The 14,333-nt window shown below is 47.6% G+C and carries 11 protein-coding genes; 10 read left to right on the top strand and 1 reads right to left on the bottom strand.

Annotated elements, in window-relative coordinates; all coding sequences use genetic code 11:
- Window positions 1-107: 107 nt before the first annotated feature.
- The 6 genes from secDF to P2W83_RS03265 all read left to right on the top strand — a co-directional run bounded on the left by secDF (window position 108) and on the right by P2W83_RS03265 (window position 6,204).
- The gene (gene secDF, locus P2W83_RS03290; protein WP_276132264.1) at window positions 108-3,227 is read left to right on the top strand and encodes a protein translocase subunit SecDF; all 3,120 of its coding nucleotides are present in this window, start codon (window positions 108-110) and stop codon (window positions 3,225-3,227) included.
- A gap of 142 nt (window positions 3,228-3,369) precedes the next feature.
- Window positions 3,370-4,113, top strand: a complete 744-nt coding sequence (locus P2W83_RS03285) for an MlaE family ABC transporter permease (protein ID WP_276132263.1) — start codon at window positions 3,370-3,372, stop codon at window positions 4,111-4,113.
- A gap of 131 nt (window positions 4,114-4,244) precedes the next feature.
- Entirely contained in the window at window positions 4,245-4,592 is a 348-nt protein-coding gene (gene gldC, locus P2W83_RS03280; protein WP_276132262.1) for a gliding motility protein GldC, read from the top strand.
- Window positions 4,593-4,656: 64 nt separating this feature from the next.
- Window positions 4,657-5,112, top strand: a complete 456-nt coding sequence (locus P2W83_RS03275) for a GatB/YqeY domain-containing protein (protein WP_276132261.1) — start codon at window positions 4,657-4,659, stop codon at window positions 5,110-5,112.
- Window positions 5,112-5,663, top strand: a complete 552-nt coding sequence (locus P2W83_RS03270) for a CvpA family protein (protein ID WP_276132260.1) — start codon at window positions 5,112-5,114, stop codon at window positions 5,661-5,663. The genes P2W83_RS03275 and P2W83_RS03270 overlap by 1 nt, the downstream gene beginning before the upstream one ends.
- Window positions 5,644-6,204, top strand: a complete 561-nt coding sequence (locus P2W83_RS03265; RefSeq protein ID WP_276132259.1) for an anthranilate synthase component II — start codon at window positions 5,644-5,646, stop codon at window positions 6,202-6,204. The genes P2W83_RS03270 and P2W83_RS03265 overlap by 20 nt, the downstream gene beginning before the upstream one ends.
- 3 nt (window positions 6,205-6,207) lie before the next feature.
- Here P2W83_RS03265 and P2W83_RS03260 read toward each other — a convergent pair whose 3' ends face one another.
- Complete coding sequence (locus P2W83_RS03260) at window positions 6,208-6,966, bottom strand: biotin--[acetyl-CoA-carboxylase] ligase (protein ID WP_276132258.1); 759 nt, start codon at window positions 6,964-6,966, stop codon at window positions 6,208-6,210.
- 60 nt (window positions 6,967-7,026) lie between these two features.
- On the opposite strand from P2W83_RS03260, the gene rsfS reads away from it, so the two are divergent.
- The 4 genes from rsfS to P2W83_RS03240 all read left to right on the top strand — a co-directional run bounded on the left by rsfS (window position 7,027) and on the right by P2W83_RS03240 (window position 13,746).
- On the top strand, window positions 7,027-7,425 hold the full coding sequence (gene rsfS / locus P2W83_RS03255) for a ribosome silencing factor (RefSeq protein WP_276132257.1): 399 nt from the start codon (window positions 7,027-7,029) through the stop codon (window positions 7,423-7,425).
- Between the two features lie 35 nt (window positions 7,426-7,460).
- Window positions 7,461-9,470 (top strand): ATP-dependent zinc metalloprotease FtsH, encoded by a 2,010-nt coding sequence (ftsH, locus tag P2W83_RS03250; RefSeq protein ID WP_276132256.1) that lies wholly within the window; start codon window positions 7,461-7,463, stop codon window positions 9,468-9,470.
- 644 nt (window positions 9,471-10,114) lie between these two features.
- Window positions 10,115-12,874, top strand: coding sequence for a class I SAM-dependent DNA methyltransferase (locus P2W83_RS03245; protein ID WP_276132255.1), 2,760 nt, complete (start codon window positions 10,115-10,117; stop codon window positions 12,872-12,874).
- A gap of 44 nt (window positions 12,875-12,918) precedes the next feature.
- Window positions 12,919-13,746, top strand: coding sequence for a hypothetical protein (locus P2W83_RS03240; RefSeq protein ID WP_276132254.1), 828 nt, complete (start codon window positions 12,919-12,921; stop codon window positions 13,744-13,746).
- Window positions 13,747-14,333: the final 587 nt, after the last annotated feature.

Raw genomic sequence — 14,333 nt, 5'->3', positions numbered from 1 at the left:
TGTAAACTTCGCCCGAAGCTTGGTCATTTCGTATTTAATCCTATTTTTGCCAACTTCTGATTATCAGAGTATTCAATAGTTTTCAATAGATATAATCCACGACACCTATGCAATTGAAAGGGTTGGTAAAATTTTTTACCGTTGCGCTTATCCTTATCTCGCTGTACCAGCTCTCATTTACGTTCATTGTTCGTAATGTAGAGAAGAAAACACGTGCTAAGGCAGAACGATTAGTAAAGGCTGAGCAGCCCGGCGCGACTGGCCGTGAGCTGGAAAAGCTGGTTGATGCCCGCTACGACAGGCTGACAGACAGCATGCAGGGAGAAAAGGTAATGAAAGTGCCTCTGCTGAAAGAGTACACTTTTCAACAAGCTAAAGAGCAGGAGCTGAACCTGGGCCTTGATCTGCAAGGTGGTATGAACGTAACGCTCGAGGTTAGCCTCGACGAACTGGTACGTTCTATGTCAAACAATCCGAACGATCCGGTTTTGAACAAGGCAATCGCTGATGCTGACAAGGCAAAAGCAAATAGCCAGGCCAACTTCGTTACGCTCTTCGGCGAAGCTTTCACCAAGGCTAACCCTAATGCTAAGCTGGCTTACCTGTTCACTAAACCTTCAGAGAAAGACATTACCTTGAATTCTACCAACGAGCAGGTACTGGCTAAGATCAATACTGAAGGGCGCGATGCGATCAAACGTACGTACAACGTACTGTTGACCCGTATCGATAAATTCGGTGTGGCTTCTCCAAACATCAATCTCGATGAGAATAAAGGTATTATCACTGTAGAGCTGGCTGGTGTCCGTAACCCTGAGCGTGTGCGTACTTACCTTCAGTCAACAGCTAAGCTTGAATTCTACGAAACTTACAGCAACCAGGAACTGATAAACTCCCTGCAACCTGCCAACGACGCCCTGGCTGCTTACCTGTCAGGCGTTAAAATAGAAGACACTGCTGCGAAAACAGGAACTACTGTTGCTCAAACAACTACTGATTCTGCAACTGCAAAAGCCGGTAGCGATACAGCCAGCCTAACCTCATTGATGGGTGGCGATAAGTCAGCGACGGCCACAACTGCTGCCGGTGGTACTGACTCTGCTTCTAAAGCTAACGCTGAGGTGCAAAAGAAAAATCCACTGTTTTTTGTTTGGCGTCCTAACGTAACCGATCAAAACCAGGTAAACCAAGGTCCGGTTGTGGGCCTGGTACGTAAACAAGATACTGCAAAACTGAACGAGTATCTGAGCCTGGATGTAGTAAAGAACAAGTTTCCGAACAACGTAAAATTTGTTTACGGTGCTGAAGAAAAAGCTGATGTTCGCAACCCCAACGCTCCGCTCCTGTTATACGCTCTGCGTACTGCACCGGGCGGTGGCGCTAAACTTGAAGGTGACCGCGTTACAGACGCACGTATGGATTACAACCCGCTGACCGGAAAGCCAGAAGTGTCTATGAGCATGGACGTTGCCGGTGCACGCAGCTGGAAGAAAATGACTGGCGAGAATACCGGCCGTTTTGTGGCTGTTGTGCTTGATGATAAAGTTTACTCAGCTCCGCTCGTAAACGGCGAGATCCCTAACGGTAACACGTCTATCAGCGGTAACTTTACTGTTGAAGATGCAACCGACCTGGCAAACATCCTGAAATCTGGTAAACTGCCTGCACCTGCACGTATCGTGCAAGAACAAGTGGTTGGTCCTACCCTGGGTGCTGAATCTATTGCAGCTGGTATGAACTCACTGCTGATCTCTTTCGTAGTGATCTTCGTGCTGATGCTGGTTTACTATAACACTGGTGGTATCGTGGCTAACATTGCCCTGATCCTCAACCTGCTGTTTACGATAGGTATCCTTTCTGCACTGCACGCTACACTGACAATGCCTGGTATCGCCGGTCTGGTACTGACCATTGGTATGGCGGTCGATACAAACGTTATCATTTTTGAGCGTATTAAAGAAGAGCTTGCTTCGGGCAAGAGCTATGAACAAGCGGTAGCCGATGGTTATAAGCGTTCATACGCGCCAGTACTTGATGGTCACATCACTATCCTGATCACTGCGGTCATCCTGTTCGTGTTTGGCCTGGGTCCTGTACTGGGCTTCGCTACCACGCAGATCATCGGTATCCTGCTGTCACTGTTCACAGGTATCCTGGTATCTCGTCTTGTTACAGATATCTATATGAGGCGCGGTCGTCACTTCAAATATTTCACTGGTCTTTCAAATGCTATCTTCCGCAAAGCGCACTTCAAGTTTATTGAGTTCCGTAAGATCGCTTATGGCTTGTCTGTAGTTGTATTGCTGTTGGGTATCGCTTCGTTCTTTAATGGTTTCCATTATGGCGTTGAATTCTCTGGTGGCCGTAGCTATACAGTTAAATTCGACCAGGAGCATAAAGTGGAAGAGGTTCGTGAAAAACTGAAACCTTCGTTTGGAGAATATCCTGTGGTGAAAACGATTGGTACTGACAACCAGGTGAACATCACTACCAGCTATATGATCACCCAGCCTGGCCAGGAAGTTGAAGCCCAGGTATTGGCAAAGCTGCACGAAGGTCTTACCAGCTCAGGTATTATTCCTGCCGGTACTAGCATGGATGTGTTCCAGAGCAAATACCTGCAGAGCTCTCAAACAGTACTGCCTACTATATCGGATGATCTGAAAGCAGGTGCCGTAAAAGCTACCGTATTCTCGCTGCTGGCTATCTTCATCTACATCCTGTTGCGTTTCCGCAAATGGCAGTACTCAGTTGGTACTATCGTGGCCTTGTTGCACGACGTTTGCGTTACCCTGGCTGTATTCTCGTTCTTTAAAGGTATAGTGCCGTTCGCCCTTGAGATCGACCAGCACTTTATCGCTGCGGTACTGACCGTTATCGGTTTCTCGATGAACGATACCGTTATCGTATTCGACCGCGTACGTGAATACTTCCGCAAGTCGCCAAATGAGGATAAGAAGAGCGTTATCAACCGCGCTATCAATGATACACTGAGCCGTACGATCATGACGTCGCTGACAGTGTTCCTGACCATCCTGATCCTGTTTGTGTTCGGTGGTGAAGTAACACGTGGTTTCGCCTTTGCAATGTTGATCGGTGTGGTTACCGGTACTTACTCTTCTATCTTCGTAGCTGCTCCTATCCTGGTAGATATGGACAAGAGCGGTGGATTGAAACAAGAAGTAGACCGTGAAGCACGCGTCGAAGAGCTGAAGAAAATGGCTTAATACTATTAAAGTCTAATTGCATAGAAGAGGTCCGTACTTGTACGGGCCTCTTTATTTTTAGTACACCTGTTTGAGATTCAGGAGTGCCGGAGCTGAACCGTGGCGGGATTTTTGTTGTTCTAATACTTACATTTGTGGCAATATGCTGACCAATTTTTTTGAGCACCTAGGCAGGATAAGTATTATGCTGGCGGGCACTATCAATAGACCCGAGAACACCAAGGTGTACTGGAAGGAGTTCATGGAGCAATGCAACGATATCGGAATTCGTTCGCTGCCTATCGTTTTAGTGATCTCTTTCTTCCTGGGTGCCGTACTGACAATACAGACAGCCTACCAGCTGGTGAGCCCGTTGGTTCCTAAACCGGTGGTGGCACAGATCATACGCGACTCTGCTATACTTGAGTTATCACCGACGGTAATTTGTATCGTGTTGGCGGGCGTGGTTGGGTCTAAGATCGCCTCTGAGCTTGGTAATATGCGCGTGAGCGAACAGATTGACGCGCTGGAGATAATGGGTATTAATACCAAATCTTACCTGGTGTTGCCTAAAATTATTGCCGCGGCTATCATGGTGCCTTTGCTGATCGTATTGTCGATCGCAGTTACTATCTGGGGCGGTTATATAGCGGGTATGTTCTCACAGGTGCTGACGCAGGAACAATTTCATCAGGGCCTGACCCAGGGTTTTCTGCCATACAACTTGTTTTTCGCAATCGTTAAGGCGCTCGTGTTCTCGCTCATTATCTCGATCATCCCGGCTTATTATGGCTACTATGTGCAGGGTGGGGCGCTCGAGATTGGCCGTGCGTCAACCACCTCCGTGGTTGTTAGTTGTATCCTGATATTGCTGGCCGACTATGTGCTTTCCGCGCTATTGTTATAAAATATGAAATTCTCATAGATGATGGCCACTTCAGACGAGGTGGCCATTGTCGTTTTAACCCCCGAACGATTTTTTAGGTAAATTGCGCCCTCATAGAATTAGTAACAAATAACACCCCTTGGGGTAGCCATATGAAATCAACGATAAACATAAACGTAGAGCTCGACGAGGAAAAAATGCCGGAAACCATTGAGTGGAACGCTCCTGATGGTGGCGTAGACGACTTGCAGAAGGCGAAAGCTATATTACTGGGTCTTTGGGACGGCGATCAGAAATCAGCTCTCCGCATCGACCTGTGGACAAAGAAGATGATGGTGGACGAAATGAATGATTTCTTTTACCAGACTTTCTTCGGTATGGCTGATACTTACCTGCGCGCAACTAAGAACGCAGAACTGTCGAACGAGCTGAAAGAATTTGCGAAGTCGTTCCTGAAAAAAGCATCAGACGCACTCGAAAAAGAGAACAGCAATAATTAGGTTATTTCATTTTTTTTGCTCCCGATACTTATCGGGAATTCATTTTACCTTTTACATTTACTATATGTCACTCGAACAAAAAGTAATGGAGCAAATGAAGGACGCGATGAAAGCTAAAGACGAAGCTGCATTGCGTACCCTTCGCGCTATCAAATCTGCGATCCTGATCGAAAAAACATCGGCCGGTGCAAGCGATACGCTTACCGAAGCGGACGAAACAAAAATGCTGCAGAAAATGGCTAAGCAACGTCGTGATTCGCTCGATATCTTCACCCAGCAAAACCGTGAAGATCTCGCAGTGAAAGAGCGCGAAGAACTGGCCATCATCGAAAAATTCCTGCCCAAACAAATGTCGCAGGAAGAGCTGCAAGCTGAACTGAAAGCCATTATTACTGAAGTAGGTGCAAGCTCGCCTGCCGATATGGGCAAAGTAATGGGGGTTGCTTCTAAAAAGCTGGCCGGCAAAGCTGACGGCAAAGCGATCTCTGAGAACGTTAAACAGTTACTAGCGGGCGGATAATGGTTATCGACATTATTGGCATTACGCTGGTAGTTATCTTCTTTATACGCGGCTACATGAAAGGAATCATTGTAGCCGCTTTTTCTCTATTGGCCATAGTCCTTGGCATTATCTGTTCGCTCAAACTCTCGCATGAATTTGCCGCATGGCTGGCAGCCAAACATATTGTCACTTCAGGCTGGGCCCAGATCGTCAGTTTTGTGGTATTGTTTGTCGGTATTCTGTTTGGAGTACGATTGGTTGCCAAAGCTCTCGAAACTTCAGCGAGAGCTATGATGCTGGGTTGGGTGAACAGTGGAATAGGAGGAGTTTTATATGCTTTGATGGCTGCTGTCATCTGGAGTGCCTTACTTTGGCTTGCAGCACAGATGAGCCTGATCTCTCCGGAAACCATCGCCGATAGCAAAACCTATTCATACACTGCACCAATTGCGCCATGGACATTTGACAAAATAGGGTCGGTGTGGCCAATGGTCAAAAGCCTGTTCGCCGATCTGCAGCAATACTTTTCCGGAGTCAACAAACCCGCGCATGTGGATACTGCTCGATAACTATGATTCGTTTACCTATATACTGCATCACTACCTGCTGCAGACAGGTAATGAGTGTGTAGTATATCGGAATGACGAATTATCGCTGCAGCAGCTTATTGATCTGAATCCTTCACGTCTTATCATCTCTCCCGGCCCTGAAACGCCTATAGAGGCTGGCATTTGCATGGATGCGATTGCCCACTTTCACGACAAGATCCCAATACTTGGGGTATGCCTTGGTCACCAGGCCCTGGGTATGTTCTTCGGTGCAAAACTAGTCCATGCCAAACATCCAATGCATGGCAAAACTAGCGAGGTAACTCACAATGGACACCCGCTGTTTCAAGGAGTGTCCTCTCCATTCACGGTTATGCGTTACCACTCGTTAGCTATTGAAGAGTTAGATGAAACGGGATTGCAGTCAATTGCGCAAACTGATGATGGAACGATCATGGCGTTTGTACATGAACGTCATCAATGCACCGGTATCCAGTTCCACCCTGAATCTATTGGAACGCCGGACGGCATGCAGCTGCTAATAAACTGGGCTGTGCTGTAACTGCTATCCCCAGATCCATTCAACACTCCCGTGGACATAGCCGATGCCGGTGCCATCTTCCAACCGGACTTGTAGCTTTCCGTCTGGAGTAACGGATAGGATTTCAGCCTTCCACCTGTCTCCATCTTTGCCAAAGGCTTGAAAGCTGCCCTTTCGGAATAATGAATCATTGTACTGCGCAAGGATATCTTCATCTGCCTGCGGGTGAGCTGTAAGCGTTATTATTTCCTGGCGAAGCTGACTCAATAGCTCATCCATATCAAACCTCCGACCGGTTGCCTGGTGCAACGACGTGGCATAGGGTAGCTCTGCCGGTAGTAGCGGCTGGTTTACATTCAGCCCCAGGCCTACCACGGCATAGGTCCAGCTGCTGCCGCGTATTATATTTTCGATAAGAATGCCCCCTGCCTTTTTGTCATTGATAATGATGTCATTAGGCCACTTGATCTGCACGTCGCACCTTTCGTCCAGTTTTTGCAAAACATTTGCAATTGCTACCGCCACCGTAGCACTGAACATGAATTGCCGTTCCAAACTGTGCTGCGGGCGGATAATAAGGCTCATCAGCAGGCTTTCTCCGGGGTTGTCCGCCCAGGTATGGCCTCTTTGGCCCTTACCCTGCGTTTGCGAAGCGGCTACTATTGTCAGACCCTCTTGTGCCGTATCGGCATCTACCAGCCGCATGGCATAGTTATTGGTGCTGTCAATAGTATCAAGTTGAATTATCGGGGCATCCAGAATGGCCTGTAAATTAACTGGCAAAGATTGATTAATTTTGTATGTTAGAATAAGAATTCACCCACAAAAATAGAGATATAGCATTTGGATAAAATAATAACTGCATTACAGGGAAGAAAAAAACCTGCATCCCGCCTGACGCGTAACAGCAAACTTTTTAAAACGATCCTCAAAGCAATAAAGGAGAAAAAAGGAGAAGAAATAGTGTCGCTCGATCTTAGAAAGATTGACGAGGCGGTAGCGGATTTTTTCATTTTGTGCGAAGCGAAGTCTCACATCCAGATCAAGGCAATAGCCGATTTCATAGAAGAGACCGTGAAGAAAGAATGCGACGAAAGACCTTTTCACGTGGAGAATGGCGACCATTGGACGCTGATAGATTATGTGAACGTGGTGGTACATGTTTTTCAACACGAACAACGTAAATTTTACGATCTGGAGAGCCTTTGGATGGACTCAGAACGTATGGAGCACAACGATTAAATTTTCGGTTATATAGATTCATCGATTTCAGCACAATGGAAGATAAAAAACAACGTCCCGTACCGGGAGGCGAAAGGGGCCCGCGAAAAGGTCCCAAATTCAATATATACTGGATCTACGGTATCATATTCCTGCTGCTTATTGGCCTGCAGTTTTTTAGCGGCAGCCTGGGCAGCAACACGCAGGAAATAAGCTTCCAGGACTTTAAGACCAGCTACCTGGATAAAGGCACGGTTGAAAAGCTGGTGGTAGTGAACAACAGCGAAGTAGAAGTATACACCAAAGCATCGGCGCAACCGCAGCAACCCGGCTCACGTAGCCCGTTTACGCGCAGCACAGCGGCTGATCCTGCTATCAAGTTCCGCATTGGTTCTGTAGAAACTTTTGAGAACAACCTGCGCGATGCGCAAGTGAATGTACCGGAAGGACAGCGTGTACGTGTGATATACGAACCACGCGGCAGCCTGCTCAACGACATCCTGAACTCATTCCTGCTTCCTGCTATCCTGATCGTGGCCATGTGGTTCCTGATCATGCGTAAGATGGGTGGCGGCGCTGGTGGTGCAGGTGGCGCTGGTGGTATCTTCAACATCGGTAAGTCTAAAGCGCAACTGTTTGAAAAAGGTACACGCGTTAACATCACCTTCAACGACGTAGCCGGTCTGGACGAAGCGAAAGTGGAGGTAATGGAGATCGTAGACTTCCTGAAGAATCCTAAAAAATACACCTCGCTGGGTGGTAAGATACCCAAGGGTGCCCTGCTGGTTGGCCCTCCGGGTACCGGTAAAACTCTGCTGGCAAAAGCAGTAGCGGGCGAGGCCCAGGTGCCTTTCTTCTCTATGTCGGGTTCCGATTTCGTAGAACTCTTCGTGGGTGTGGGTGCCAGCCGTGTACGCGACCTGTTCAAACAAGCGCGCGAGAAAGCACCTTGTATCGTGTTTATCGATGAGATAGACGCCATAGGCCGTGCACGTGGTAAGAACGTTGTGATGAGCAACGACGAGCGTGAGAACACCCTCAACCAACTGCTGGTAGAGATGGATGGTTTCAGCGGCGATACTGGTATCATTGTACTGGCGGCTACCAACAGGCCCGATGTACTGGATACAGCCCTGCTGCGTCCCGGCCGTTTCGATCGCCAGATATCTATCGACATTCCGGATGTAAAAGGCCGTGAGAAGATATTTGAAGTGCACCTGAAGCCGATCAAAAAATCAAAGAACCTCGACATCAATAAGCTGGCTACCCAGACACCTGGTTTTGCCGGTGCCGATATCGCCAACATCTGTAACGAGGCTGCGCTGATAGCTGCACGCCAGGGTAAAACAGAGGTGGATATGCAGGACTTCAACGATGCTATCGATCGCGTGATCGGTGGTCTGGAGAAGAAGAACAAGATCATCTCTCCTGAAGAGAAGAAGGTGATCGCCTTCCACGAGGCTGGCCACGCAGTGTGCGGCTGGTTCCTCGAGCACGCACACCCGCTGGTGAAGGTGTCTATCGTTCCGCGTGGTGTAGCTGCGCTGGGTTATGCACAATACCTGCCAAAAGAGCAGTACCTGTACACTACCGAGCAGATGAACGACCAGATGGTGGCCCTGTTTGGTGGCCGTGCTGCAGAAGACATCATTTTCGGACAGATATCTACAGGTGCGCAAAACGACCTGGAGCGTATCACCAAGATGGCCTACAGCATGATCAGCATCTATGGTATGAACGATAAGGTAGGTAACATCTCTTACTACGACGGACAGCAGGAGTATGCTACTACAAAGCCTTACAGCGAGGAAACAGCCAAGATAATAGACGAAGAAGTACGCGCCCTGATACTGGGCCAGTACGAGCGCACCAAGAAGCTGCTGAGCGAGCACAAGCACCACCTGCATGCGCTGGCAGAGGAACTGCTGAAAAAAGAAGTGCTCTTCAAAGACGACCTGGAACGCCTGATAGGCAAACGCCCGTTTGAGGACATGACACCGAACGAAGGCATACCGCCTGTAACAGGCACGGTAGGCTCCGAGACTCGCTTCGGTGACAACTCATAAAACAACACAAAACATAAACTAAGAAAGCGGTGGTCACTCACCGCTTTTTTTTATGGTTCCCATTTGCCCCCTTACAAAGGGGGCCGCGCGCAGCCTTGTGCGCAAGCGGGGGATGTAAAAGCACAATAGCGCTGCATTGACGAAGTTTTGCACGCCTTAGTCCCCCTCCTCTTTTCGAGGAGGGGCGGAGGGGTGGTTGCTCAATAGAGGGTGGTTGTCGAGGTTATGCACTTAGCTCCATCTTACTATTAAGCACCCGTTGCGTAGACCTTCCAATAAAAGAATAATCAATTAAGGTCGGCACTCTTGTACGCCTGGATGTCTACTCTTCCCCGTCACCCATACCAAACGTCATTGCGAGGGAATATTTGCGAACGCAAATATGTACGAAGCAATCTAGCCACGCGTTGGGCATCGACATTCGATAGATGAATGCATATTCAATGACCCACTCATAGTAGCAAGCTCGCGTTTGGACTAGATTGCTTCGTCGCTACGTCAGTGTTTCATTGTTTAAGCTCATAGCAGCTCCTCGCAATGACGTTTGGTGGGTGTGACGCGAGATTTGCTTCTGTTCGACGACGTATGGTGGGGCTTTTACATACCCTCTAAATTTTCTATTTTCGTTGTCTTACCCCAGAACTATGCCTTTAAGCCTCAACGAAATAAGGACCCGTGCATTCAACTTCATCAACGAATGGAAAGATGAAACCAATGAAGATGCAGAAGCGAAATCGTTTTGGGATCAGTTCTTCCAGATATTCGGCATCTCACGTCGACGTATTGCCACATTTGAAGAAGCAGTAGCACGCGAGGGCAGGGGCAAAGGCTTTATTGACCTGCTGTGGAAGGGCACGCTACTTATAGAGCACAAAAGCCGTGGTAAGGACCTGGAGCGGGCTTTCACGCAAGCCAAAGACTACTTCCCAGGCCTTAAAGACCATGAGCTGCCGCGCTACATTATCGTCTGCGATTTTTACAACTTTCGCATTTACGATCTCGACGAAGGCACCGACAAATCATTTACGCTCGATAAGCTGGTAGATAACCTCGACCTGTTCGATTTCCTTTCAGGTTACAAGCGGCACATCTTCAAAGACCAGGCGCCTATCAACATAAAGGCTGCCGAGCAAATGGGTAAGCTGCACGATGCCCTGAAAGAAATAGGCTACAGCGGCCACCAGCTGGAGCTGTACCTGGTACGCCTGCTGTTTTGCCTTTTTGCCGACGACACTAATATTTTTGAGAAGGGTGTTTTTTACGAGTTGCTCGATAGCCGTACTGCCGAAGACGGCAGCGACCTCGCACAGTGGATAGCTCAGCTCTTCGAGGTGCTAAACACACCACAGGAAAACAGGCTGAAGAATCTGGATGAATCGCTGGCTGCGTTTCCGTATGTGAACGGTAAGTTGTTTGAAGAGCAACTGCGCATGGCTGCATTTGATAGCAAGATGCGCAAGATACTGCTCGACTGCTGCGCGCTCGACTGGAGCTCCATCAGCCCTGCCATATTCGGTTCGCTGTTTCAAAGTGTGATGGACGAAAAGGCACGCCGAAACCTTGGTGCTCACTATACCAGCGAGAAGAATATCCTAAAGCTGATAAAGCCACTGTTTCTCGATGAATTGTACGAAGAGTTCAACAAAGTAAAAACGAATGCCCGCCAGCTCGATGCTTTTCACACCAAGCTGTCTACACTGCGTTTTCTCGATCCGGCCTGCGGTTGTGGCAACTTTCTGATCATCGCTTATCGTGAGCTGCGCCTGCTGGAAATAGAGGTGATAAAAGCTAAGTTCAAAAACCAGATGGCTACGAACATTGATGCTTATATTAATGTCAATGTCGATCAGTTCTACGGCATCGAATACGAAGAGTTCCCTGCGCAGATAGCGCAAGTGGCCATGTGGCTGATAGACCACCAGATGAACATCAAAGTGAGCGAGGCCTTTGGTGAATACTTTGTACGACTTCCGCTGCGCAAGAGCGCGACCATTGCACATGGAAATGCTTTGCGTATAGATTGGCAAAGCCTGATAAAAGAGGAAGGTGTTTACTACAATTATATTTTGGGTAATCCGCCGTTTGTTGGGAAACATTTGCAAAACGCCGTTCAAAAAGACGACATGGAGTTGATTTTTTCCGGTGTAAAAAATGCTGGTGTGTTAGATTATGTTGCAGCATGGTATTTGCTCGCAGCCAAATATATGGCTAACATAAACTCTGACTGCTCTACTGCATTTGTTTCGACAAATTCAGTTGCACAGGGCGAGCAGGTAGGAATACTCTGGGGAGAGCTCTTTAGTCAGCAGCATGTAAAAATTCAATTTGCTCACCAGACTTTTAAATGGTCAAACGAGGCTCGAGGAAATGCTGGTGTGCATGTTGTGATAGTTGGCTTCGCGCTCAAGGAACGTGCGAACAAATTTATTTTTACTTATGAAGACCCTGCGTCAGAACCCAATGCTATACCGGCCAAAAATATAAATCCATATTTGGTTGAAGGGAAGGACTTGATTGTAATTTCTCGCAAGCAACCAATTTGCAATGTTCCATCTATCAATTATGGAAGTATGGCAAATGATGGTGGGCATCTCATACTCTCTGAAGAAGAAAGGGTGGAAATGGAAAAGAATGACCCTGCATCAAAAGCTTTTATTCGCCCCTTTTTAGGTTCTCACGAGTTTATCAATAACGTGCAACGGTGGTGTCTTTGGCTTAAAGATGTTCTCCCAAGTGAGTTGAAGAAATCTAATGCGACTTTGAAGAGAATTTCAATGGTCAAAGATTATAGATTAAAGAGCACTCGAGCAGCAACGAGGAAACTGGCGGACTTTCCATTTCTTTTTGGTGAAATTCGACAGCCTGAAACGAATTATTTACTGATTCCTGGCGTTTCCTCTGAAAATCGAAAATACATTCCGATTGGCTTTTTGTCAAAAGACGTAATAGCGAGTGATCTGGCACGAACTGTCCCCAACGCTTCTCTGTTTTCATTTGGAGTTTTGACTTCCGTAATGCATATGGCTTGGGTTAAGTATGTGTGTGGACGGCTAGAAAGCCGTTTTCGATATTCAAATAATATCGTCTACAACAACTTTCCTTGGCCTGAAAATCCAAGCGAGAAACAAAAAGAAGCTGTAGAAAAAGCAGCGCAGGAAGTGCTCGACGCAAGAGCGCAATTTCCAAACGCCAGTCTTGCAGACCTGTACGATCCCAACACCATGCCGCCTGCACTGGTCAAAGCCCACCAGGCCCTCGACAAAGCAGTTGACCTCTGCTATCGTTCCCAACCCTTCCCTAACGAAACTAAACGCATTGAATACCTGTTTGAGCTGTATGATAAATACACTGCGGGGTTGTTTACAGAGGAAAAGAAAACTAAAAAGAAAAAGACAACCACATGATCCGTAGCCTTCTCGCCACCCACCAACGTCAACCAAAATAACTTATGAGCTTACTACACTATGTTATCCCTATCAGGCCGCTGAATGTTGAAGAACTGAATAGCAAAATTGCCGCCGACATAGCGGTAGCATTTGAATTTCGCGGAGCTGATACTTGCTATTACTGGGCGCCGGGCAAGTCGACACGGGGAATGGACATTACCATTGAAGCCAACCGTATCGAGATTCGCAACACCATTCTTTCAAACGGTTTTGATTACACGCTCACAAACTCCATTGCGCAGCGAATACTTGAAATGACTGGTGGCGTGCTGCTGAATGAGGAAGGTGATGCTGTTGGTCTTCCGTTGTTCGACCGGCAGACGATAGATAATCTAGAACAGCGTGACTGTGAACTGATAAAAACGGTACTCATTAAGTCGGAAGATATAGTCATCTATGGCCCGGTCAGGAAAGTGTACTTCGGCAAGCGTGTGAAACAAATGATGGAACAACATGAGGGACTGGATCTGCGCGATGCAATATTTGACATGATCCTGAAAGCTCAATGGGGATTGCCCGATTTTGGTTATGGGAATATTATGGAGGTAGGGAATGATGGCAAGCCATCTATTGTAAAACTAATAGTTCCCGGAATCGACTGCCTCGTGGACAAGTATGATTATATCATGCTGCATAGAGACCCTCTGCGGCCGCTGTTGGTAACTAACGAGGTGCTGAACAAGATACTTCCAGCCTCGTGGACGTTAGTGGATGAATTTACTGTTGTTGCGCCTGCGCTTGATGAGCATGAGTGGGGCATGCTGGTCAAGAATGCTGAAGAGTACGATATGATGGATACCTTTCTCACCAAACAGCGTGGGGAAGAATGAAACAGGGGAGCTGTAGCGCTCCCCCTGGCTCGCCGGGCTATTAACCCCGCGAATACAAATGTAAGAAACATAGATTACCAGTTCCTTAATTTTACATCGACGGAGATTCTGTGCCGGATTGATTAGCCGGTAACGCGGGCTTCGTTATTCGCAGGATGCTGCGCTGGGCTGTACCCGGTGGCGAGGGCCTGCGTTTTCTTCGACATAGGCAGCAATGATTTTCGCCGTTGTTGGTGTTCTTCACCAACAACGATATAGGTAATCCGTCTGTATATTTACCTGTCGTAAAGCCCGGAGGACCCTTGAAAGGTTGATCCGGTACACCTGCGATGCCACCGTAAAGCCCGAAAGAACCCTATAAGTTCGAGCCGGGACCAATGCGGTGGCTTTTAACTTTCCGCCGTTGTTGGTGTTCTTCACCAACAACGATATAGGCAGTCCATCTGTATATTTACCTATCGTAAAGCCCGGAGCGCCCTAGAAAGGCCTATTCGGTACACCTGCGATGCCACTGCGGCCCACTAGAACTCAAAAGGTTTTGAGCTGGATCACTGCAGTGGTTTTTTTGTCTTATCACCCCCATTTCC

This window comes from Polluticoccus soli (assembly GCF_029269745.1).
In the GTDB taxonomy this organism is placed as follows: Bacteria; Bacteroidota; Bacteroidia; order Chitinophagales; family Chitinophagaceae; genus Polluticoccus; species Polluticoccus soli.
This window is presented reverse-complemented; position numbering and strand designations above follow the sequence as displayed.

Coding starts and splice junctions, on each gene's coding strand:
- P2W83_RS03265 (WP_276132259.1), top strand. CDS start 5,644: ATGTGGATACTGCTCGATAACTATGATTCGTTTACCTATATACTGCAT.
- ftsH (WP_276132256.1), top strand. CDS start 7,461: ATGGAAGATAAAAAACAACGTCCCGTACCGGGAGGCGAAAGGGGCCCG.
- secDF (WP_276132264.1), top strand. CDS start 108: ATGCAATTGAAAGGGTTGGTAAAATTTTTTACCGTTGCGCTTATCCTT.
- P2W83_RS03240 (WP_276132254.1), top strand. CDS start 12,919: ATGAGCTTACTACACTATGTTATCCCTATCAGGCCGCTGAATGTTGAA.
- P2W83_RS03270 (WP_276132260.1), top strand. CDS start 5,112: ATGGTTATCGACATTATTGGCATTACGCTGGTAGTTATCTTCTTTATA.
- gldC (WP_276132262.1), top strand. CDS start 4,245: ATGAAATCAACGATAAACATAAACGTAGAGCTCGACGAGGAAAAAATG.
- P2W83_RS03285 (WP_276132263.1), top strand. CDS start 3,370: ATGCTGACCAATTTTTTTGAGCACCTAGGCAGGATAAGTATTATGCTG.
- P2W83_RS03245 (WP_276132255.1), top strand. CDS start 10,115: ATGCCTTTAAGCCTCAACGAAATAAGGACCCGTGCATTCAACTTCATC.
- P2W83_RS03275 (WP_276132261.1), top strand. CDS start 4,657: ATGTCACTCGAACAAAAAGTAATGGAGCAAATGAAGGACGCGATGAAA.